This is a genomic window from Bacteroidota bacterium, assembly GCA_016713925.1.
Taxonomy (GTDB): domain Bacteria; phylum Bacteroidota; class Bacteroidia; order AKYH767-A; family OLB10; genus JAJTFW01.
This window is the reverse complement of record JADJOH010000008.1, coordinates 512,028-535,656: the sequence shown is the minus strand read 5'-3', so window position 1 is coordinate 535,656 and position 23,629 is coordinate 512,028. Positions and strand designations below refer to the sequence as shown.

The window sequence follows — 23,629 nt, the reverse complement described above, 5'->3', positions numbered from 1 at the left end:
GTAAAGATAAACCTATTTGATAAATAAGAAAAAAGCCCGAAATAATTTCCGGGCTTGATTCTTATCATTTATATTTTGATTACTTATTAATAATCATCCGCAACACTTTTTGCTGATCGTCATCAAAGCGAACAGATACAAAATACATACCTGCATGCTCTTCCATCAGATTCAACTCATAAGTATCGCTACTTCCCTGACCTGTAAACACCACTTTACCCAATACATCGGAGACCGTTACATTGTAATTTCCGGGGTCAGTGTTGAAGGTAATTTTAGTTTGACCGTTACCCGGATTCGGGAATAAAGTCACATCGTTCATTTGTTCAACGCCTTCGCGGCAGGTTACAGTAACTTTAAAATTTTTCTGTACAGCAGCACCGCAGTTATTGCTGGCGGTTACTTTAACGTATCCTGTCGCACCACCCCAGTTTACATTAATGGCAGGACTGCCCTGACCGCTAACGATAGTTGCACTTCCCGGTACGATCCACTGATAATTAACACCGGCTTGCGCATTCGTAACATTATAATTCAAATTGGTTTGATTGGCACAAACTGAACTCACACCGCTGACCCCGGGTTTCAAGGGCAATGTGGTAATACCGGAGATACATCTCGCTGCACTGCTTCCGCAAGTATTATTTGCCGTAACACAAACACCCGCACCGCTTACTGCAGCAACCGGCCATTGCACCTGAACAGAAGTCGTTCCCTGACCACTCAGAATAGTTCCGCCTCCGGTTACTGACCATGCATGTGAAGTTGCTCCTGTAGTAGAAGCCGGAATAGTATAAGTACTTACTGAACCGCAAGCGTTGCTGGTTGCAGGTCCGGTAATCGCAGCAGGCTTATTGGCAAGACTTCGAAGGGTCACACTTTTCTGAGCGCTGTTTCCACAATTGTTTGAAGCCAGCACTTTCAAAGTTCCACTGGTAAATCCGGCCTGAAACAGTACTGCCACATTGGTTGTTCCTTGCCCGCTCACTACTGTAGCTCCTGTGGGAGGTGTCCAGGTATAGGTGGTTGCTCCACTTACAGCAGGACAGGAATAATTCTTTGTTACTCCCGGACAAACACCGGTTTTATTTCCGGTAACCGAGGCGGGTGTATTCGGAGCTCCGGTACCGTTAGATAGAACAGTTGTATTCGTATTGAATGAACAACCATTCACATCCATCACTGTCACTGTATATGTACCGGCTCCTAATCCGGAAATATTGGAAGTAACCGCACCGGTATTCCATAGGTAGCTATACGGCGCTACACCACCTGAAAAAGTCAGGTAAGCAGATCCATCATTCGCTCCGCAACTTGCATTTTGTGCTGTAAGGTATCCCTGCAATTGCGCGGGAGATGTAATGACTACATTGCCCGTAGCAGTACATCCTGAACCGTCAGTTACTGTATACGTATAGGTTCCGGCACTCAGTCCATTCACAGTAGAAGAACTTGCACCGTTGGACCAGTTGTATACCGGACTACCGGTTGCACCTGCAACAGAAACAGTGGCAGAACCATTATTCGATCCAAAACAACTCACATTGGTTTGATTCGTGTTCGCGCTCAACGTACCTACTGTAACGGTGGTGGAAGAAGAAGCAGTACAGCCATTATTATCTGTAACTGTTACGACATAGTTGGTTGTACTTCCGGGCGATGCCAAAGGATTCGCAATGGTCGCATTGTTTAAACCGGTAGCAGGCGTCCATTGATACGAGACAATTGAATTGCCGGGTAGTTCAAGCGACCATTTCCAGAGTACACCGATATCCTGACCACCCAGATCAGTAATTCTCAAAACCCAGGTGCCATTAGCGGTACCTGTAAGATTTGAAAATGCTTGCTGCGGGGTATAGTTTCCGGTAAAAGGAGCCGTACCATTGGTAATAGCGGTTCCGGTGGTAGTAAAACGAGTGCGGATGAAATTATCTCCTGCACCACCCACTCCACTGGCCAGCGTTATGACGGAACCGTTAGGAGCAATGAGTTCAATTCTAAGATCAGCATCGTAGGTATGTGTAAGGGAATCGATCTTAATAGCAATAAGTGCATTCGCGTTAGAACTACCGGAAATAGCTAACGATGATGTCACCCCGGGATTTGGATAATCGGGAAGATTCAGCGGAGTACTATTGCTCGCATTATTTCCACCCTGACCCGGCACAGAAGCATTGGCATTGAGTTGCACACTTCCTCCGCCACAATTGGCTGAGCCCCCTGTTGCTGATACTGCCGGAGCAACACTCACCGCGACAGAAACAGACGCTGTTCCACTGCAACCGTTGGCATCAGTGATCAAACAGGAATATAAGCCATTGTTTGCTGCACTTGCATTCGGTATAGTTGGGTTAGCGGCTGAGGAATTAAATCCACCCGGTCCCGACCATACGAAGGTAGTTCCTCCCGAGGCAGTCAGTTGAATCGTTGAACCTGCGCAAGCACCTCCCGAAATAGCAGCAATTGCATTGGTATTGATCAGCAAACCGTATACGCCTACTGCATCCCAGGCATTTTTAACTGAATACGCTTCCGGAGAACAGTTGCCGTATAAATCGTTTGCGGATTTCAATGCATAAAACGCGGCATCATCGTATTGTGATCCGGAGGTAAGATAAAAGGTATTGTTACGATAAGCAATCATTCTCGCTTTATTCATTCCGATCCCGTTTACATTGTAAACAAAACCTAAATCATTGGTTCCGGTTCCACCCTGACAAAGCAGGTAGTACCAGAAATTTTGCACACCACTGTTGATATGTACACCACCGTTATCTCCTGCACCCGTGTACCAGTTTGGTCCGAGGTAAGTATCGGGATCACCGGCAATACTTGGATTATTCATGTAACGCAAGGCATCACCGGGAGTGCCGGGCGTATAGGTTTGATCACCGATCAGGAAATTGGCCGTGAGCGGACGTGCATAAAAATCTACAGTCACTCCGAAGATATCAGAGAAAGATTCGTTGAGCGCACCGGATTCGTAGGAATACACCAGATTGGAGGAGAAACTCGTTACGCCATGTGTCAACTCATGGGCTATAATATCTACTTCCGTGAGTGGTGAGAAAGTAGCACCATCACCATCTCCGTAGGTCATCACAGATCCGTTCCAGAAGGCATTGTTGTAATTAGAACTATAGTGAATATACGACTTCAACACTGCACCGGCATTGTTATAACTGTTACGGCCATGTGTTAAGAAATAATAATCGTAGGTCTTTTGAGTTCCCCAATGTGCATCGTAAGCAGCATCGTCCTGGTTGGTGGTAGTATTCCAAAAATTATCGGTATCGGTAAAATCAACTGCACCTGCATAGCTTGTACCATTATTGCAATCATAGGTCTCGACACCACTGCCTCTGGAATAATCACGCAAGCGGTAATTCCCGGGACTAATGCTGTCTGTTTTCAAGGATTGTGTACCGCTGTACTTTGTTACTGCTGTACCGGTTACGGTAATCGTACAGATTTTATTCTCTTTAAAAAGTATCTGACCGGTTTGTGCATCTACAAAAATCGCCCAGCGCTCATGCGGTTCTGTGGCATACACATCGAACTTCCAGCAGAGGGCGGCTTCTTTACTTTTATTTATGCCTATTGCCGGCAAGACCACCAGCTCACCTTTCGGATAGACATCACCGTGATCATGTCCCGTGCGCGCATGTTGCTCTTCTTCTGAAGTCTGCCATAAATATTTGCTTGCACCAATATCATTTAAAGCTGCTGCCAGTGCTGATTTTTCATCAAGTGCTGCAGCTGTATTCACATTCAGGTTACGGAAGAAATGACCATTGGCCGATAAGAGACGACCTTGTTGTTCATGCAGGATATATTCTCCTGTCACCACCGGTACATTTTGATAATACTGTTGGTAACGCTGATGTGACATTCCAAGGTCATCACGATCTGTGCGGATCAGCTTCCAGGTATCTGAAGTACCTGCACCGAGTGTAGATTGAAGCACCTCCATCCCGGACGAGGCGGCTACAAAGGCATTCGCACGGAAGCCAATGTAGAGGGGAGCGATGGATCGATGGCTGTAGCGAACTTCCGCTGCTGCAGGATGTACTTTCACAGCTTCCGCGCCGGAAAGGATTTGTGCTGATACAGGTTGCATACCAAGGGCAAGCATACATCCCAGTAAGATTTTTTTCATAAGTGTTAAGGTATTGTTTTGGGTTATTCGTAGAGGGCAATCACACAAGCTGAAAAGGGAAGTGAGTTTTCACGCAGCCTGCACGACAAGGATTGCTAATGTACGGAATACATTTATACTGTGAAAGTGGTTCCCGAAAATATTTTGAAGAAAAATAAAGGGGCAACTATTCTAGTCTTTATGCCACTTCAAATTCACCCTGCTTCTATTTGAGAAGGTGATTTCAATCAAATAAATGCCTGAATGCAAGGTGTTTAAATCGATCCTGCCTTCTGACATCACTCCTTTTACTTCCATCACCCGACGACCATCAGGGAAATAAACAGTCGCGTTGATGACATCCCCACAATTTATCAGGAAGGTATTTTCACCCAGATACTGCAAACAGGAACTCTTTTCCACCTCTGCCTGACCGGTAGTGGTGACCACGATCTGCTCAAACGCACTATCGGCTTCACAACTATTCCCACTTAACAGTTTTACGATATAGACTCCATCAGATGAATAGGTATGCAGGGGATGTTGCAATGCAGAAACACTTCCATCACCAAAATCCCATTGCCACCAATCGGCAAACAGACTTTGATCGGTGAATTGTACCTGCAGGTTATTCGCGTTGTAAATGAAATCCGATTGCACATCAAAGTCACCAACATTCCACACCGGCAAACTATCAAACACCACCTGATCGGCGATCTGTTGCAGATATTGGGCTGTTGCAGGGGGAAGTCCGGCATAAAAGGTAGCGATAGAAGACGCCTTTCTGAAAATGGTGGCATACATCACACAGGCGGTCAGGTAAGAACCGGCAACAGCAGGGTGACTGTTATCGCCCACCCATAAATTAATGGTAGTATCGGTAAACCAGCTTTCTTTCCATGCTTGTCCGACGGGAGCCACGAGTGCATTATTATCATTGGCCATTTGCACATAGGCATCCCGTAGTTGCTGCTGCATCCCGGTAAATGTACAAACCGGTGGCCAGTTCGCGCAATTGCCCGCATCCCCATACTTGCGACCCCAGGTCATGTAAAAAACGGTTTCGGTGCAACTATCATTTACATAAATGAGGGAATCGAGCATCCTTGCATAAGGGTACACATCCACGGCTACCTGCGGCGGAGAAAAAGAAGGAAGCTGACTTTGTTCCTGCAAAAATACAAAGTCCCAGGGCTGCGTATTGATCTTTGCCAGCGTGGTAGCATTGGTGGTATGCCCCTGAAAAGTATAACCGCCCGGTGTATTTGAATCCACGATGACGGTATCACCCATGCTCAGTGCGAGATCTGAAAACAATTGCGGGAGATTATTGGACGCTGTGTAGCTGTTGCCGATAAAAAGGACGCTGGTGGTTTGGGCTGTGACGATAATAAAAGGACAGAGCAACAGTATAGGTAATAAGCACTTCTTCATATAGATCAAAATTATAAAATTAAATAATCCAATTACTGTGTTGTCTGTCGTACATTTGTCAAATTACTCAATAACCACCACATCATGGAATACCGCAAACTCGGAAACACAGGAATACAGATCAGCGCATTGTCGTTGGGAAGCTGGCTGACATTTGGCAAGCAGATTGAAGACAATATCGCCGAAACGCTCATGGCAAAAGCCTACGATGCCGGCATTAACTTTTTTGACAATGCGGAAATTTATTCACGCGGACAAAGTGAAATCGTAATGGGGAAGGCGTTAAAAAACCTAAACTGGACACGTAGCTCCTATCTGGTGTCAAGCAAAGTATTTTTCGGTTACGAGGAAAGCAAGCCGAATCAACGGGGATTGAGCAGGAAGCATATTTTAGAAGGATGTGAAGCCGCATTGAAGCGCTTGCAGGTGGAGTACATCGATCTGTATTTCTGTCATCGACCGGATAAGCAAACACCGATTCTCGAAACCGTGCAGGCGATGAACACGCTCATCCAGCAGGGGAAAATACTATACTGGGGAACTTCCGAGTGGAGTGCCCCCGAAATTCTGCAGGCGCATCTCGAAGCGGAGAAACATCATCTCATCGCACCGGTGATGGAACAACCACAGTACAACCTCTTTGAAAGAAAAAAAATGGAAGATGATTATCTCCACATTTTCCGTTATCAGGGTTTGGGTACCACCATCTGGTCACCCTTATCCTCGGGATTACTGAGCGGGAAATATCTCGGTGAAGCAGGAGAAACAAGATTATCCATGCAGGGCCTCGACTGGCTCCGTGAGCGGAACATCACTCCTGAAAAACTGGCGAAGGTGAAGGAATTGAAAAATATTTCGGATAGCCTGGGCGTTAGTTTATCGCAACTTTCCATTGCCTGGTGTCTGAAGAATCCGCATGTCAGTACAGTGATACTCGGTGCCAGTAAGGTTTCGCAACTGGAAGAAAATATCAAATCACCGGAGATCTTGCCCTTGCTTACGAACGAGATCATGGAAAAAATAGATCAGATCATGGGGAATAAACCGGTGCTGCCGGAGTATTGATCGTCAATGATAACCACTTAGACACTAAGTCCACTTAGAACACTTAGAGCATCCATAAATTTTTTAGAACTTCTAAGTGCCTCTTAGTGCCCTTAGTGACTTAGTGGTGAACCCGGTCAAATATCAATTTGTAAGTTTTAGTTGAATATTCAGGCGTTTCTGCTTTGTTGTGACCTTATATTTGAATGATGTTAAGGCTGAGAATTCCATTGCTGATAATGCTATTGCCTGGAGTTTTACCTGCTCAAACATGGACATCAGCGGGTATCGGCGGCGGGGGAGCTTTCTACAGTCCCGTCATTTCACCGCATACACCGCAGGAGCTTTGGGTGAGCAGTGATATGAGCGGATTTTACCGGAGCAATAACTTCGGTGAAGACTGGCAATTACAGCATGCTGAAGTAGTACAGGGAGGAAATACTGTTTCTCTGGCTTTTACCGCTGATCCCGATTCCATCTACGCCATTGATCATTCATCTATAAATGGATTAGACCAACGTCGCCCGGTGCTGAGTACGGATGGAGGTCAGAGTTGGGATCCCCTGCCTGACCCATCTAACGGTGAAGCCTATACCATTTACGCCGATCCTAACACCACCACGCGTTACTTTCTCGCCGGATGGGACCGGATCTGGTACACGAACAACTGCGGGGCGACCTATCAGATGGTCTATACGTTTAACAACAACGGAAATGGCATCCATATGGCAGGGGCTTTCTTTGACGGGAATGATATCTATCTCGGGACCTCAGCCGGAATGATCTACTCGGGAAATATGGGAACCCTCTTTATTCCGGTCATCATGAGCGGATGGCCTTCGGGAATGGGGATGAGTTCCTTTGCCGGGGCGAGAAACGGAAATAATGTCCGCCTCTACGCTGCCCTGATGCCTCAGGCGGATCTCTACGCAGGCATCACCGGCGCAGACTATACCGCATCTACAGGCATCTATTCCTGCACGGGAACCTCTTCCACCTGGACATTACGCACGACCGGCATCGCTCCATCGGATAAAATATTCTTTGTAGCTTGTCCGGAGAACGATGTCAACACCGTTTACGCCGGCGGAGGTGATATGAATGCCGGCTATCCTGTTATCTATAAAAGCGTGACGGGCGGCGCATTATGGAACTCCGTTTTTCAAACAACCCTCAACAATAACATCTCCACCGGCTGGAACGGAGATGGCGGCGACAGAGGCTGGGGCTATGGAGAGTATGTCCTTGGCCTCGCCGTAGCACCCAACGACGTCAATCGTGTCGCCTTTACGGATCTGGGCTTTGTGCATGTGACGGAGACGGGAGGTACCACCTGGAAACAGGCTTATGTGAACAGTGCAGATCAAAACGGTGCAGCTTCCAACACGCCCATCCTCAAAGCCTATAACGGTAATGGCTTGGAGAACACGAGTCATTGGTGGCTCTGCTGGAACACTACGCAACAACTATATTCCGCAGCTTCTGACATCAACGGCATCCGCAGTGATGATGGCGGCAACAAATGGAGGATGATGGCAGCCACTACGCAGAACACCACGTACTATGTATTGAAACATGCTGTCAGCAATACCCTCTACGCTGCCACGAGCACGGTGCATGACCTCTATCAAACCACTTATCTCAGTGACTCCCGCATTGATCCCGGACAAGGTATGATCCGTTACAGCAGCAACAACGGCAGCACCTGGCAGACGCTGCACGACTTCAATCATCCTGTCATCTGGCTCGCGACAGATCCTAACAACCCCAACCGCATGTATGCTTCAGTGATTCACTATGCCAATGGTGTGGGAGAAGGAGGCATCTGGAAAACCGACAACCTTTCTGCAGGGAGTGCAAGCGTTTGGGTAAAACTCAACAATCCTCCACGCACCGAAGGACATCCTTTCAATATACATGTCCTCAATGACGGAACACTTGTTGCGAGTTATTCTGGAAGAAGAGATGCAGCAGGAACCTTCACCCCATCATCAGGAATATTTATTTTACCGCCCGGAGCAACGAACTGGATCGACCGCAGTGATGCAGGCATGCAGTATTACACGAAAGACATCGTCATTGATCCGGGAGATCCTCAGCAGAACACATGGTACACGGGTGTCTGGAGTGGCTGGGGAGGAGCGCCGAATGGATTAGGAGGACTCTACAAAACAACGGACAGAGGACAAAGCTGGACACGCATCTTCAGTGGTGCCGACAGAATCACTTCCATCACCATGGATCCTGCTACAACAGGAGCAGCATGGATGAGTACAGAAACACAAGGATTATGGAGATGTACGGGGCTTCATACGAGCAATCCGGTTTTTCAGCGGGATGCCACTTTTCCGTTCCGGCATCCGGAGCGCATATTTTATAAACCGGGACTGCCTTCAGAAGTATGGGTCACCACATTTGGAGGCGGGCTTTTTAAATCAACCAACAATACGGCAGGAATAGAAGAAACGAAGAACAATCACTTGCTGCGTTTCGAAAATCCGAACGATGGAGAATTCCATCTTGAAGTGATGGAACCGGTGGAGCGTATATATTTAACGGATATCCTTGGACGTTATATACAGGATCTGCCAGGAATTGGGGGGAGCATACAACTGAATCATCTGAACAAAGGACTCTACTTCATACGAACCGATGTAAAACAATCTTCGTTCATTTATAAATTAATTCTTAAATAATAATTTTGTAAGGAACGCAGATGAAACGGATTTAGCGGATGATCGCGGATTGTTTTATTGCAGTAAATTTATCTGCGGAAATCAGATAAATCCGCGTGATCCGCGTTCAAACATGTAGTATTTATGTATAGTTTTTCTCTATATACTGTATTTTTCATGGAATCAAAGTTTTTGAGCAACTATTTTTACGCACCTTGATTTTGTTGAAAAATGAGGGCTAATGTGAAAAAATACTACTTGTTGCTAACGATATCTTTAACGTGATTTGTGACCGGTTAAGCGACTCATCCCTTATTAAGAGAAAGAAGCTGGTTTTCAAACTCATCTGAATATACCGGATAATTAAAAGTAACGTCTTCACGTTGCAGGAGTAATCGACTCTCCAATTTGAAGATAAATTGAAAGAATTGACTCTATTATATAAGTGCAACCTCATTTTTAACCCAAAAACACAAAAAAACTATGTTCGTACTCAAAAGAGATGGGAAGAAGGAAACGGTGAAATTTGACAAAATCACCGCACGCGTGCAAAAACTTTGCTATGGCCTCTCGCCGGAGCATGTGCAAGCCATATTGGTAGCACAAAAAGTGATTGAAGGCGTTTATGACGGTGTGACCACCACAGAGCTGGATAATCTGGCGGCGGAAACAGCGGCATCTCTTACTACGCGTCACCCGGACTTTGCTCTTCTGGCGTCCCGGATCGCTATTTCCAATTTACATAAAAACACAAAGAAGTCGTTTTCAGAGACAATGACCGACCTCTATGAGTATATTGATCCCAAAACGGGAAAGAAAGCGCCATTGATCGCTGATGATGTGATGGAGGTCATACGAGAGCATGCCGATTTGCTGGACTCTACTATTATATATGACCGTGATTTTGGCTATGATTATTTCGGATTCAAAACGCTTGAGAAATCCTACCTGCTGAAACTCAGAGGGAAAGTAGTGGAGCGTCCGCAGCATATGCTCATGCGTGTAGCAGTGGGTATCCATAAAAAGGATATTGATGCTGCCATTGAAACGTATAACCTCATGAGTGAGCGCTGGTTCACGCATGCAACACCTACTTTATTCAATTCAGGTACGCCGAAACCACAGTTAAGCTCCTGCTTCCTTTTACAGATGCAATCGGATAGTATCGATGGCATTTACAATACGTTGAAGCAATGTGCACAGATTTCACAAAGTGCCGGAGGTATTGGTCTGAGCATTCATAATATTCGCGCGACAGGTTCTTACATTCGCGGCACCAACGGCACCAGCAACGGTATAGTTCCGATGTTACGTGTCTTCAATGATACGGCGCGTTATGTAGATCAGGGTGGTGGAAAACGAAAAGGTTCCTTTGCCATGTATCTGGAGCCCTGGCATGCTGATGTTTTCGAATTTTTAGAATTGAAAAAGAATCATGGTAAGGAAGAGATGCGTGCGCGTGATTTATTCTTCGCACTCTGGATTCCGGATCTCTTCATGAAGCGTGTGAAAGAAGAGGGAGAATGGAGTTTATTCTGCCCCAATGAAGCTCCCGGACTCAGCGATTGCTATGGCATGGAGTTCGAGTTGCTTTACACAAAATATGAATCAGAAGGAAGAGCCCGCCGTACCATTCCGGCACGTGAACTCTGGACCGCTGTACTTGAATCACAAATTGAAACCGGTACTCCTTATATATTGTACAAGGATGCCTGCAACGAGAAGAGCAATCAGAAAAATCTGGGAACAATAAAAAGTTCCAACCTCTGCACTGAAATTGTAGAGTATACTGCACACGATGAAGTAGCGGTGTGTAACCTTGCTTCCATTGCATTACCACGCTTTGTCATCAACGGACAATTTGATCATCAGCGCTTGTTTGAGATCACTTATGTGGCGACAAAGAATCTCAATCGTATCATTGATGTAAACTATTATCCGATCATTGAAGCGGAGAACAGCAATTTGCGTCATCGCCCGATTGGTATTGGTGTACAGGGATTGGCGGATGCATTTATTTTGATGCGCTATCCTTTCGAGAGTGAAGAAGCACGCCGACTGAACCGTGAAATTTTCGAAACCATTTACTACGCGGCGATGACAGCGTCGAAGGACCTCGCCAAAGTGGAAGGCCCCTACTCTACTTTCGAAGGTTCACCGGTATCGCAAGGCATCTTCCAGTTTGATATGTGGAATGTAAAACCGACAGACAGATGGGAATGGGATGTGTTGCGTGAAGAAGTGAAGAAATACGGAGTACGCAATTCACTATTGCTCGCACCGATGCCTACTGCATCTACTTCACAAATCCTCGGCAACAACGAATGCTTCGAACCTTACACCACCAATATTTATTCACGTCGTGTATTGAGCGGAGAATTCATCGTAGTAAATAAACATCTGTTGATGGATCTTGTCCGCCTCAATCTTTGGAACAACGATATGAAAAATAAAATTATCGCTGCCAACGGATCGGTGCAAAGTATTAATGAAATTCCCGAAGAGATTAAGGAACTTTATAAAACCGTTTGGGAAATCAAACAGCGTACGGTAATTGACATGGCTGCGGAGAGAGGTGCTTATATTTGTCAGAGTCAGTCCTTGAATCTCTTCATTGCTGATCCTAATTTCGCCAAACTCACGTCGATGCATTTCTACGCATGGGAGAAAGGTTTAAAAACAGGCATGTATTATCTGCGCACGAAACCTGCTGCTTCAGCGATTAAGTTTACTGTAGATAAGCAGTACGAGATGACACCCCATACCGCAGATGAAGTGGTGATGGCGACCACTGCTACTACCACTACCACTACGGTGATCTCGTCTACACCCTCTGCAAACGATGTGGTGACGCATTTCACGGATGATAATCCATCGGTAGCGGATCAATTGTCCTGCTCGTTGGATAATCCGGATGGGTGTTTGATGTGCGGTAGTTGATAAAAATTTATTCATAAAAAGGCTGTCTTGATAGGGCAGCCTTTTTTAGTTTGATGAAAATTTTGGAAATGGATATTACATCTTGCTGCTTGCCGATTATGAATTGGAATACAATAGCACTTCAGGGTGTAATAATAATGTCGCTATAATAATGTCGCTCCGATGGAGCTGCATTGCTGTCGCTCCGATGGAGTTTGAAATAAAATTCGTGTTTCTAAAGTTTGTTTAAGCGACTTACAATTCCGTCAACTGTTTGAAGAAAATAAATTCCGGACGAGAAATTGTTTAGGTCAATCATTTTTACTTTTTGATTTGCCGGTAAAATTCTTTCACCATACAGATTATAGACGCCTAATATATCTACATCCTTATCGAAGTAAAACATCGCAGTAGATGGATTAGGGTATACAGCAAAACTGCTTTGAATTTCATTTACAGCGATACCTGTTGGTGTATTGCAGTTAGATTGCCCGAGGCTATACACATTTCCATTTGTACTACATACCCAAACGGTAGCACTGCCACAATTCAAATCCATACCTGAAATAGGGCCCACAGTATTCGGGATATCATGCATTTGAACCAATTGACCCTGAGTGGTTATTTCCAGAATACTATCCTCCGCGCTGCTGGCCACATATAAATTTCCATTTTCACCGACTTCCAAATCACCGAATGAAACATTAAACAAAGAAGTGATCTGGTAACTTTGAATAAGGGAACCGGTCAGCGGGTTTACTTCGCCGATCAAATTTTCCAAAGTTGCTCCCGGAACGTTGTCCTGCACTAAGAAAAAGGATCCTGTTCCCGGACTAAAAGCACCACCTACCACATGACTATTGCCGAATGAGGTAAGAAGCGTATCAAGTATTACACCGGTAAGCGGATCGATAGCATAAATTTCGGCTGAATCTGTTTCACCATGTATAAACAACAAAGTCCCTTGTGGAATAGCAGTACCGCCCATATTAAATGCCACCGGAGCGATCTCCACATCTACATCGTTTGCAGGTATTCCGGGTGCAAGTATGGCGCCTAGTGGCACCCCCGTCGGATCAAAGCAATGGATACTGTCGCCGTTACAATTATACACCCAAACTTTTTGAAGTACGGTATCATAACCCAGCGCGCATAATGAAGAGATCCCTGCAGGATTAAAAGAACCGGAGAGGGTGAGCTGCGCATACGATGCCTGAGCGACGAGGCAGAGCAATAAGAAGTATATTTTTTTCATTTATTTATTATTTTTCATGTGTTAAAGATATGAATTGGATTTTAAGTAAGCAGGTTGATCTACCCGGCATATTTACTTTCTACTTTTATAGTTTGCAATAGAAATTCCGCAAGCTCCGGAATGACTTCCCTTCAATGTGAAAGCGATCATCAGTTCACTAAACAGTGTCCGCCCAAGAACCAACGAAGTTTATCTGCTTCTTCTGATTTTAACAGTGCCAGTAACACCATTATTCCTTGAAACTATAATTAGTAAATGCCGTCAGGGTGACAGGATTTTTACTCCATGTTTCAATAATATTCCTTCCTTTCACTGCAATATAATAGCTGCCTCCTAAAAAGGAATTGGGCAAGTTTAATGACACAACACCATCTGTTCTGACAATACTTTGATAGGAAGTCACCACGCCATAAGGGCTTATTGGTGATCGCAATTCCACTGTCAAGGAATCACATTCAAGCATATTACTGCTGATGCTGCTATTGGCCAGCACCGGTTTCATTTCATTTACATCGGTTATAAATCCTTCAATAAAAAAACTCAGGTCTAATCTCACTGAAGGAACTGTACCACACGGAAACTGACCCAATTGATACACGACACCGGCACCGCATACCCAGGCTTGATTGGTATTACAATCGAGGGCAATGCCACTGAGATCAGTTACACCTGCCGGAAGGTTATGAATTTTAACCAACGTCCCGGTAGGTGTATATTCCGCTATACCGGTTTGAATACTACTCACGATAAATAAATTTCCATTCGTTCCAACTTCAATATCGCCAAAAGAGATGTCAAAAACCCCGGTGGTTTGAAATGTATTCAATGTAGCACCGGTTACAGGATGAATTTCCGCCACCATATTTTCAAGAGCCACACCGGGCACATTATCCTGAAGAAGAAAGAAGGTGTTTCGTAATTCATGATAAGCACCTCCTACTACATGACTACTCCCGAAGGATGTGATTAAAGTATCCGTTACTAATCCGGTTGATTTACTATAGGCAAAAATATTGGCCACTCCGGTTTCTCCATTCACAAGGAGCAACTGCCCTTTTGAAATACTGCCTGTGTTAAGCGTAAGATTTTCAGGAGCCACTTCAAGATCCACGTCATTCGCAGTACCTCCTGCAACCGTCACTGAACCCAGCAGAACACCCGTAGTAGAATACCGTTGAATAGTAGCCGCACTGCAGCCATAAACCCACAAATGAGATGAATCAGGATCATATCCTAAGCCACAAATAGATCCGGTAGCGGAAGGATTGAAGGAACTCACTATATTGATTGTATCCACATTGGAAATATCATCAAATCCTATATCAAAGGGAGAATTTCTTACTTCACAATCATAATCAAAAGTAGTATAGCCGGGTGGAGTTGTTCCGGTTCCATTAATAGAAGATGACAAAGCAGTACCATGAAGGTCACTGTTATTGTTTACAAAGAATGGATTCGAGGAAATTGAATTGGCATCCGTACCCGGATTAAAGGTAATTCCCGTCTGCCATGCTGCTAGTGCAGAATAATTGGTTGTATTGCCCAAGCCCACATGCCCGGATGTTCCCTGATCATTTGCAATATACAAATCGTTATAATCTGACGATGAAGAAGGAGAAGTGTAACCTATTCTATCCACTACCGGAGTCACAAAGCAATAGTGGCTGGCCACACCCGTTTGTGCCGGGGTAAAATTTGCAAAAACATTATTCTGTACGACATGATTCACAGAGGCAGGACTTGAAATTTCAAAGCAGGTATTGGATAAATTTGGAGAACCGGATCCATTTATACTCACGCTATTATTCCACACATGAACATTTTGTTTACCGATATTACCGGAACCTTCAATAAAAACACCTTTAATATGGCGGTTTGCGGTAGCTACTCCGGAATAAGAAGATAAAATTTCAGAAACGCTATTATTGAACACTCTCATGTTTTTAATAACATTGCCTGACGTGGTAATACGAATTCCACATACATGCAGATTTGATGCGGCATTATTTCTGGAAATTGTCCGTATGACATTATTACTAATTTCTCCGGTTCCTGAAAAAGTCAGCATGAAAATTCCATCTACTTGACTGGATTGATGGGTGGTGGTCACATTTCTGATAATGCAATTTCGAATGAGCGGATTTTTTTGATTGTGCATTCTAATTCCGTATGTTAACGCAGTAGTTCCTCCAATATCATTGGGAACGGCAGGATCTCCGATTGAATTAAATACATTACAGGCAGAAGAAATAATTTTTGTATTGAGATCAGGCGTATTGCCTGCACCACCGGCGCCTTCAAAATCCATTCCTCTGTTGCAATCACGAATGGTAAAATCTCTATAAGTATTATAGGAATTAGAGCCACCAAAACCACTAGTCCCTGTTGTCCATTTAGATGCGATTCCGATGGTATTGGTATTGGTGCGATCGAGGTTTACATTAATTTTTTCCAACACATTATTTTGTGCACCTAATGCTGCATCGGCTTGAAAAACCAACAAGCCAATTTCCACCAGGTGGGGAGAAGTTCCATGCGAGATGATATTAATATTGCTTACCGTGGTAAACGAAGAACTTACACCGAGAATGGGTTCTTCTGTCCAACCGAAAGCACCAATACTTCCGAAGCTACCTATATTCCCAACAGCATTAGAACCGCGGTATGATATTGTAGCAGGAGTCCCGGATTTTGAAAGAGTGATTCTGTTTATCGAACTGCTACCAGCTACGGGTCCTAATAGTATTGGAAACCGGTTGCTGCCATTGGCTGCAGTTGTATCATAATTGTCATCGGTGAGATTTAAAGTAACCGCACCAACAATTCCTCTGTGATTCAAATCAGCAACGGCTAATGAAAGATTAGAATAGGTTTGTCCAACGCCTACGTTGTATGTTCCACCAGCCACAGGCGATGGAGAACCGGGTGTAAATCGATAGTTCACCGCCGGCCAGGAGGTGACGGCACTTAACATTCTATTTGTGGTTCCCTTTGAACCTGTAACAGCATCAATAAAATTTCCTTTACCTCCGGCACCGTATTCCAATCCAATAGCGGCTCCTGCATGAACACCAATGGTTCCGGAGATGTTTACAAGGCCATAGTGGTATTCAATTATCCCGGAAGTTTCATATAACTTCACCTGACAATTGATGCGCACATTGCTTCCGTTGACCCCTGCATTATTCGGATAATTGGTGTATTGCACAGTAAAAGTCCGGCTTCCCGGTGCGCCCTGCGTTTGGTATAAGATATCTGAAGATGCATCATCAATTAAATCATTCCACCAGGCTGTGACGCATAAGTTGGGGGCAAACGTACTAAATAGTCTACTATTCTCTGTGTTGACTGCGGGAGCTACTGCATCAAAAAATAAAAATCCATTGGTATTTAAACCTAAAGTTGTGTAGTTATTTCCCGCATAGGCAAACGTAAAGCCCAGCGAAATACCTGTTTGGTTAGCATCATTTCCGGTTGCTGTAGAGATGGTTGCTCCTCCGCCAGTAGTTATCGGGACATAAGCTGCATTGAAGGTAGTACGCGTGTACAATTGAGCATTTACTTGAATTGTGCACAAACAGTATAAAAGCAGAAACAACGTTAGCTTTCTAAACCATTGATTCTTGGGCAGCGCTTTTAAAGTGATGTTAATATCCATAATGAATCTTTTTATATTTTATATTCTTGGTTTTGAATAATGTGGCAAATGCTCCCTGCGATAAACAACTCGTAGAAGTCCATCCATCCTTCAAGGGCAATATTTTCAAAGTTGCGAAACAGGTTCCGAAACGGAAATAACCAATTATGGTGAATTACCTTCAACCGCCGCTATCAGCAATCACATTAAACTTTTAAATAAATGATTAATAATCAATATATGGAACAAGTTCCCCGGCCTGAAGATGCAGCGTGAAAAACTATGATCTAATGGTGAGATATGTCCATTGAACCTGGCCTTTAATCTAAGACAATAAACAATTACCAATCTAAGAAATCAATAACATTTATTAAGCAAAAAATAAGATAGTCATCAAAAGCATCTAGGTGGACGATCCCCAAAACCGCATAGAGAGGGTTTTAGAAACGGCTTCGCTCACTGAATTCACCTGTAGTTTTTGATAGATTCTCCGTACGTGAGAATGGACAGTTTCATAGCTTATATTCAACTCTTCGGCGATCATCTTATACGACTTTCCTTTCACCAGAAGTTGTAACACCTGATCTTCCCTTTTACTCAAATTAAAGTCTTCTTCCGGATGAGGGGCTGCCTGAAGTTTCACAAAGCGGTCCAGCACTTTACGTGCAATAATGGGAGTCATAGGTGCACCGCCATGATAGACATCGTTAATATGACCTACCAACTCATTCATATTTGCACTTTTTAAAATATAGCCGTTAGCACCGGCACATATGGAGGCAAATACTTTATCGGCATCTTCAAAACCGGTCAGCATGATAACAGGAATGGTAATATTTTTTGAGCGAAGTTGCCTTACCGCTTCAATACCTGTAATCCCTGACATATCAATATCCATCAAAATTACATCCGGATTAGCCTTACGCACTCTGTCAATTACATCTTCTACATTATGATAGGTGGCCACTAACCTCATATCATCTATCGTAGAAAGGAGCAACCCTATAGAATCGCAAATGCTACGGTTGTCGTCAAATAAAATAATTTTGATCATCGTTCAATAACTTTTACAATAGTAAGGAGTAAATTTAAAATTAAATACCACCAATTCTGGTGAAATTCAAAATTCCACTACAATGACTGTTCCTTTTCCGGGAGCTGCATCAATTCGAAGATTTCCTTTCATTTCAGATGCCCGATTTTCCATATTTGCCAATCCATTTCCATTTAAAGGATTACTATACTTGCTTCTGTCGAATCCCTCGCCATTATCACGAATAACCAGCCGATACTTCGAATTTCTAACTTCAAGTTTCACCTCCACCTCTGTTGCATTTGAATACTTCACCATGTTATGCAAAGCTTCCTTGAAAATAAGAAAGAGGTTTCGCTTGGATGTCATATCCAGCTTAAGCGTAAACAATGTTGGGTCAGCCACAATGTTGAAACGAATAGGGCTATGTTGTAACAATCCGGCGATATGACTTTCCATTCGAATGAACAATTCATGGAAACTATCATTGGACGATTTAACAAACCATACGGTATCACTTGTTTTCTCTATTATCTCTTTGGCATTATCCTCGATTTTCTTAAGTATTGGGCCGATGGTCTCTGAGGCTTCACCATTTAACTTCACCTTCGCAACCTGACTATATATTTGAATACTTCCCAACGTAGATCCAATATCATCGTGCAAGTCTCTGGCGATATGGTTACGGATATTTTGCAGTTTAAGAATTTGAAGAAGCCGATACCGGTACATCGCATAAATAAGTACAGCAATAAACCCGGCTATCAATAAATAAAACCACCATGTTGTATAAAACGGAGGAATTATTGTAATGAGGATGTTCAATTGATCACTGGCGATTCCGCTACTATTTAAAACCATACAACGAAAAGTATAGTCTCCGGGTGGTAAATTCGTGTATGTTATGAGCGGATCAGAGCCATTACTTCTCCATTGCTGATCAATCCCTTCCAGAAAATACCGATACTCATTTTGTTCATTGAAAGAAAAGCAATTTGAGGATAAATAGAATCGAACAAAGTTCCGATCATGTTTCATCACCAATTCTCTACTGATTTTCTCCTTCTGAAGCTCATCCATGACCCAGTACTTTGTCAGGTATAAAGTTGGTTTCTCCGCATGAGCTTTAATTCGTTCCGGATAAAAACTAACAAACCCATTTCCAAAACCCGCCGTGAGTTGTCCGTCCTTATCTTTATAAAAATAACCCGTCATTCCGGATGGAAGTCCATGTAGTTCCGAATAGAGTATATACCTGCCCGTATTGATGTTATAATTTAAAATACCTTTAGAAGTAATCATCCATATAGAGGAATCACTAACCGCCGAAATACCCATCGTCGATTTAACAGGAGCATTCATAGTTACAAAAGGACGATCAATATCATCCGGATGAAAGCGGAGTAAGCCATTGCCCTGACTGGTCGCATAATATGATCCATCACTCAGTTCAGTCATATCGAAAATATCATTGATCGTATTTTCATCCAGCTTAGCATAAGTGCGCCAGGAACATTCTTTAATAAACTTCAAGCTGTCATTATAAAAATAATTATCGAACCTAAATTGCTCCTTAATAAAAAACTGCTGAAGGCCTCTTGATGCGCCACATAAAAATATTCTGTTCCTTTTATCGACAACAATTTTGCGAATAAGATTATCAATATAAATATCTGAAATACTATCCTTCCCAAATCCAATATTAATCACTTGTTCTGTGTTCCTGTTAAATAGAAACATTTCATGACCATATGCCACAATAAAAATCATACTATCATTCTCTTTTCTTAAAGGTGACATCGCGTTAAAGCGCGATGAATATATAGAATGAAAATGATTCTTAAAATTTCCATTGATTTTTGTAATGGGAGATAAAGCAATATTTACAGTATCTAAAAAATATACTGTTTTATTTGTACCAATTAAAATCCTATTTGAACTGGTTTTAAAAATAGATACCAATTGTAATTTTATACTATCTTCAACAAAAGATTTAAAACTATACCGGTTCTCTTGTTTGTGCTTAAAGTAGAGTCCGCAGGGTGAAATGACAAGATCCAAACCACTCTTTGTTATTAATCTTCCATTCACCGGACAATCAACATCTGATCTATCATCGTTTAACATCACTACGTTGAACTGATTCAGCAAGGGATCGTAAAGATATAGTCCGGCTGCGCTACCAATCCAGATTCGATTATTCTTATCCTTGAACAAACTATTCACCCGGCCACTCACTTCCTCGGAAAATCGAAAGGGTGGTATAAAAGTGCGGGACTTCATATCAAAGAATCTCAACCCTGACATTCGGGTGCCCAGCCAAAGTAGCTGCTGTTCATCTTCAGCTATAGATAGTATTTCATCGCCGTTATAACTCAATCGACCATTATTGTCAAAAATGTAAGAAGCTTTCCTCGTCACTCCATCAAATAAATGCAGGCCATTGTCCCAGGCACCGCACCAGATTTTACCGTCATCAGAACGGAATATTGTATTCACAGTGCTTGCATATTTCGCAGTGCTGGAGTCATACAAATCTAATTTTTGAATTCGTCGAATGGATCTGCCGATTGCAGCAGCATATACATGGTCATCCATCACAGCAATATCAAAATAGGTCTTGTTGTCAATTAGAGTTTTAGCTCGGTTCGTTTTGAAATCAAGAAAACTCAATCCTCCGTTATTCTGACCTACCCATAATCCACTTTTACGCTGATCAAACGAAAGTGAATTCACATAATTTGATAGTAATCCGGCTGATTCTATAGTAAATCGTCGAAAATGCCCTGACTTGAAATCATAAGAACAAAAACCTGCATTTGCTGTTCCAATCCACAATATAGAGTCATTGGAAATTTCCAGACAGGTGATATTGTTAGAAGAAAGCGAAACAGAATCTTTTGGATCATTGCGAAACACCTGAAACTCCTTTCCATCAAACCGGTTCAAGCCATCTTTTGTACCTATCCAAATAAAACCATACTTATCCTGAACAATACAGGTAACATTATTATCGGAAAGACCGTCGACAGCATGGTATGACTTCAGGTAAACTGATTTCTCCTGCGCTGTTAAAATCGCCGCATGGAGAAACAATAAAACAGAAAGAGATATGGTTAAAAGTCTTCTCATATTGTGTCCATCACCTATCACCGGGGATTAAAATCCTTAAAAAGGAAGACCTGTCCTCATGATATAAATAATAAATCAGTACGTGCTATAAGCAAACTTACAAAATTAATCCGGTAAATGAAAAAATCTACACCCTTCCTTTACATAAAAACCAATAATCTGCCTAAAAATGGTAAATCCAATGATAAATTGAAGTCCGGCTTTCTACGCAAACGAAATTCGGGTGTTGATTCCTTTTATTCCATATTTCGCTATTCGCATTTCGTCCATTTCGAACCAGCCTGCCGGTAGGCCGGTTCCGCGCTTTCAGCCATTTTTCGTAATTCGCACTTCCGTACAATTTCGTAATTCGCACTTCCGTACAATTTCGTAATTCGCACTTCCGTATACTTTCGTAATTCGCACTTCCGTACAATTTCGTAATTCGCACTTCCGTATACTTTCGTAATTCGCACTTCCGTACAATTTCGTAATTCGCACTTCCGTATACTTTCGTAATTCGCACTTCCGTACAATTTCGTAATTCGTAATATATCAACCTATCGCCTGTCTTAAATCCTCCAACAAGTCCTCAATATCTTCAATGCCTACGCTTAAACGAATCAAGCCATCGGTTACGCCCGCCTTTTCTCTTTCTTCTTTTGGTATAGATGCATGAGTCATCGTAGCAGGGTGATTCAACAGCGACTCAACACCACCGAGTGATTCAGCCAAAGAGAATACTTTAACTTTCGAAGCCATAGTAAATGTTTCTTCCACGGTAGCATTTTTAAGTGTAAACGAAATCATCCCTCCGAAATCCTTCATCTGTGCTTTGGCGATATGATGATTAGGATGATCAGTAAAACCGGGCCAGTACACTTTATCTACTTTAGGATGTGCTCTCAAATATTCTGCTATTGCTTTTCCATTGCTGCAATGGCGCTCCATGCGCACGTGCAATGTTTTTATACCACGTAATACTAAAAAACTATCCATTGGTCCCGGAGTAGCTCCACAACTGTTATGGATAAAAGCCAATTGATCATAGTATTCCTTGTTGTTGGTACAGATAGCACCCATCACCACGTCACTATGTCCACCGAGGTATTTCGTGACAGAGTGCATTACAATATCAGCACCCAGGGCAAGTGGATTCTGCAAATAAGGTGAAGCGAAAGTATTATCGACGACCAGGATGAGCTTTGACTCCTTCGCAATAGCAGCACATGCTCTTATATCAATAATTTGCATGGTAGGATTAGTAGGTGTCTCTACCCAGAGCATTCTGGTTTTATCATTGATATGATTGCGAATATTATTCGCGTCATACATGTTTACAAAATGAAATTTTATTCCAAAAGGTTCAAATATTTTAGTGAACATCCGGTAGCTACCGCCATACAAATCATTGGTCGCAATGACTTCATCACCGGGACGCAGCATTTTGATAATTGCATCACTGGCCCCTTGTCCGCTACTGAAACATAATCCATGTTCCGCATTCTCCAGGGCTGCGATACACTGCTCCAAGGCGGAACGGGTCGGATTTTTCCCTCTGGCATAGGCATAACCCTTGTGCTTACCCGGCCATTCCTGCACATAGGTACTGGTTTGGTAAATAGGTGTCATAATAGCACCGGTAGTGGGGTCAGGATGCTGACCTGCATGTATAGCTTTGGTACCGAAACCGGAATTATCGTTCATCTTTCTATAATTTTGAATGACAAAAATAGATAATTAGAGCCAAATCAATCAAACGGAACGAAAGTCCCTCCGAAAATGGCAGGGACAACAAAGTCTGATATGATGTAGGCTCCAATTTCTTTACGGATGAATAGACCCAACGAAATTTAAGACGTTAGTATCTAAAATCGCCTGATCAGTGATATCCACCACTCCATCGCCCGATACATCAGTTGGTATATAACCAAAAGAAAAGTTTAGGATATCATTTCCAACACCTTTTCAAGTTCCAATCCATTATATAAGGTCATTTTTTTTCATCCTGTTCAACATAGGGTTCTCCCTTATTTGACAAATACACGCCGGACAAGACCATTTACAAAGCAAAGTGACCGTCTCTATAAAGTTCCATACAGACCGGACAAGATGAATATACTTTTGACTTATCAAACAAAATAAAAACTATAAAAAACAAACATCATGAAAAAAACAATCAACAAACTCAGCTTAAACAAAATGACCATCTCCAACTTAAATGAATCTGAAATGCATCAAAGAGTAGGAGGAAAAAAATCTGACTACTTCTGCGGCTCTCCCACTTCGCTGACCAGTTGCAACGTTTCCAATTGTTCTACACGCAGAAACTGCCCTGTTGTTGTGAAATAATTTGACTAAGATTTCAAATTATATCAAATTG

General features: G+C 42.9%; 11 protein-coding genes. 4 read left to right on the top strand and 7 right to left on the bottom strand.

What is annotated here, in order from left to right:
- Positions 1-79: 79 nt before the first annotated feature.
- Together IPJ86_16400 and IPJ86_16395 are read right to left on the bottom strand one after the other, a co-directional pair.
- Positions 80-4,159, bottom strand: coding sequence for a M4 family metallopeptidase (locus tag IPJ86_16400; protein ID MBK7888802.1), 4,080 nt, complete (start codon positions 4,157-4,159; stop codon positions 80-82).
- Positions 4,160-4,330: 171 nt separating this feature from the next.
- Entirely contained in the window at positions 4,331-5,572 is a 1,242-nt protein-coding gene (locus tag IPJ86_16395) for a PKD domain-containing protein (protein ID MBK7888801.1), read from the bottom strand.
- Between the two features lie 84 nt (positions 5,573-5,656).
- On the opposite strand from IPJ86_16395, the gene IPJ86_16390 reads away from it, so the two are divergent.
- The 3 genes from IPJ86_16390 to IPJ86_16380 all read left to right on the top strand — a co-directional run bounded on the left by IPJ86_16390 (position 5,657) and on the right by IPJ86_16380 (position 12,231).
- Positions 5,657-6,637 carry an aldo/keto reductase gene (locus IPJ86_16390; GenBank protein ID MBK7888800.1) on the top strand — a complete coding sequence of 327 codons (981 nt, stop codon included), beginning with the start codon at positions 5,657-5,659 and terminating at the stop codon, positions 6,635-6,637.
- 185 nt (positions 6,638-6,822) lie between these two features.
- Positions 6,823-9,312: a hypothetical protein gene (locus IPJ86_16385; GenBank protein ID MBK7888799.1), complete on the top strand. Its 2,490-nt coding sequence runs from the start codon at positions 6,823-6,825 to the stop codon at positions 9,310-9,312.
- A 462-nt stretch (positions 9,313-9,774) separates the two neighbouring features.
- Positions 9,775-12,231 (top strand): ribonucleoside-diphosphate reductase subunit alpha, encoded by a 2,457-nt coding sequence (locus IPJ86_16380; protein ID MBK7888798.1) that lies wholly within the window; start codon positions 9,775-9,777, stop codon positions 12,229-12,231.
- Positions 12,232-12,445: 214 nt separating this feature from the next.
- Here the strand turns inward: IPJ86_16380 and IPJ86_16375 are convergent, their stop codons facing one another.
- The 5 genes from IPJ86_16375 to IPJ86_16355 all read right to left on the bottom strand — a co-directional run bounded on the left by IPJ86_16375 (position 12,446) and on the right by IPJ86_16355 (position 22,953).
- Entirely contained in the window at positions 12,446-13,465 is a 1,020-nt protein-coding gene (locus tag IPJ86_16375; GenBank protein ID MBK7888797.1) for a T9SS type A sorting domain-containing protein, read from the bottom strand.
- 229 nt (positions 13,466-13,694) lie between these two features.
- Complete coding sequence (locus IPJ86_16370) at positions 13,695-17,123, bottom strand: hypothetical protein (protein ID MBK7888796.1); 3,429 nt, start codon at positions 17,121-17,123, stop codon at positions 13,695-13,697.
- A 382-nt stretch (positions 17,124-17,505) separates the two neighbouring features.
- A complete protein-coding gene (locus IPJ86_16365; protein MBK7888795.1) occupies positions 17,506-18,156 on the bottom strand; it encodes a response regulator transcription factor in 651 nt (216 codons plus the stop codon).
- A gap of 66 nt (positions 18,157-18,222) precedes the next feature.
- Complete coding sequence (locus IPJ86_16360; GenBank protein MBK7888794.1) at positions 18,223-21,267, bottom strand: hypothetical protein; 3,045 nt, start codon at positions 21,265-21,267, stop codon at positions 18,223-18,225.
- Between the two features lie 534 nt (positions 21,268-21,801).
- A complete protein-coding gene (locus IPJ86_16355) occupies positions 21,802-22,953 on the bottom strand; it encodes a cystathionine gamma-synthase (protein ID MBK7888793.1) in 1,152 nt (383 codons plus the stop codon).
- Positions 22,954-23,412: 459 nt separating this feature from the next.
- Between IPJ86_16355 and IPJ86_16350 the strand changes: the two genes are divergently transcribed.
- Positions 23,413-23,598, top strand: a complete 186-nt coding sequence (locus IPJ86_16350; GenBank protein ID MBK7888792.1) for a class I lanthipeptide — start codon at positions 23,413-23,415, stop codon at positions 23,596-23,598.
- The last annotated feature ends 31 nt before the right edge of the window (positions 23,599-23,629 follow it).

Bases quoted from the DNA above. Each gene is read 5' to 3' on its own strand.
- IPJ86_16385 (MBK7888799.1), top strand. From the start codon at position 6,823: ATGATGTTAAGGCTGAGAATTCCATTGCTGATAATGCTATTGCCTGGA.
- IPJ86_16350 (MBK7888792.1), top strand. From the start codon at position 23,413: ATGAAAAAAACAATCAACAAACTCAGCTTAAACAAAATGACCATCTCC.
- IPJ86_16355 (MBK7888793.1), bottom strand. From the start codon at position 22,953: ATGAACGATAATTCCGGTTTCGGTACCAAAGCTATACATGCAGGTCAG.
- IPJ86_16400 (MBK7888802.1), bottom strand. From the start codon at position 4,159: ATGAAAAAAATCTTACTGGGATGTATGCTTGCCCTTGGTATGCAACCT.
- IPJ86_16370 (MBK7888796.1), bottom strand. From the start codon at position 17,123: ATGGATATTAACATCACTTTAAAAGCGCTGCCCAAGAATCAATGGTTT.
- IPJ86_16365 (MBK7888795.1), bottom strand. From the start codon at position 18,156: ATGATCAAAATTATTTTATTTGACGACAACCGTAGCATTTGCGATTCT.
- IPJ86_16395 (MBK7888801.1), bottom strand. From the start codon at position 5,572: ATGAAGAAGTGCTTATTACCTATACTGTTGCTCTGTCCTTTTATTATC.
- IPJ86_16360 (MBK7888794.1), bottom strand. From the start codon at position 21,267: ATGAGAAGACTTTTAACCATATCTCTTTCTGTTTTATTGTTTCTCCAT.
- IPJ86_16390 (MBK7888800.1), top strand. From the start codon at position 5,657: ATGGAATACCGCAAACTCGGAAACACAGGAATACAGATCAGCGCATTG.
- IPJ86_16375 (MBK7888797.1), bottom strand. From the start codon at position 13,465: ATGAAAAAAATATACTTCTTATTGCTCTGCCTCGTCGCTCAGGCATCG.
- IPJ86_16380 (MBK7888798.1), top strand. From the start codon at position 9,775: ATGTTCGTACTCAAAAGAGATGGGAAGAAGGAAACGGTGAAATTTGAC.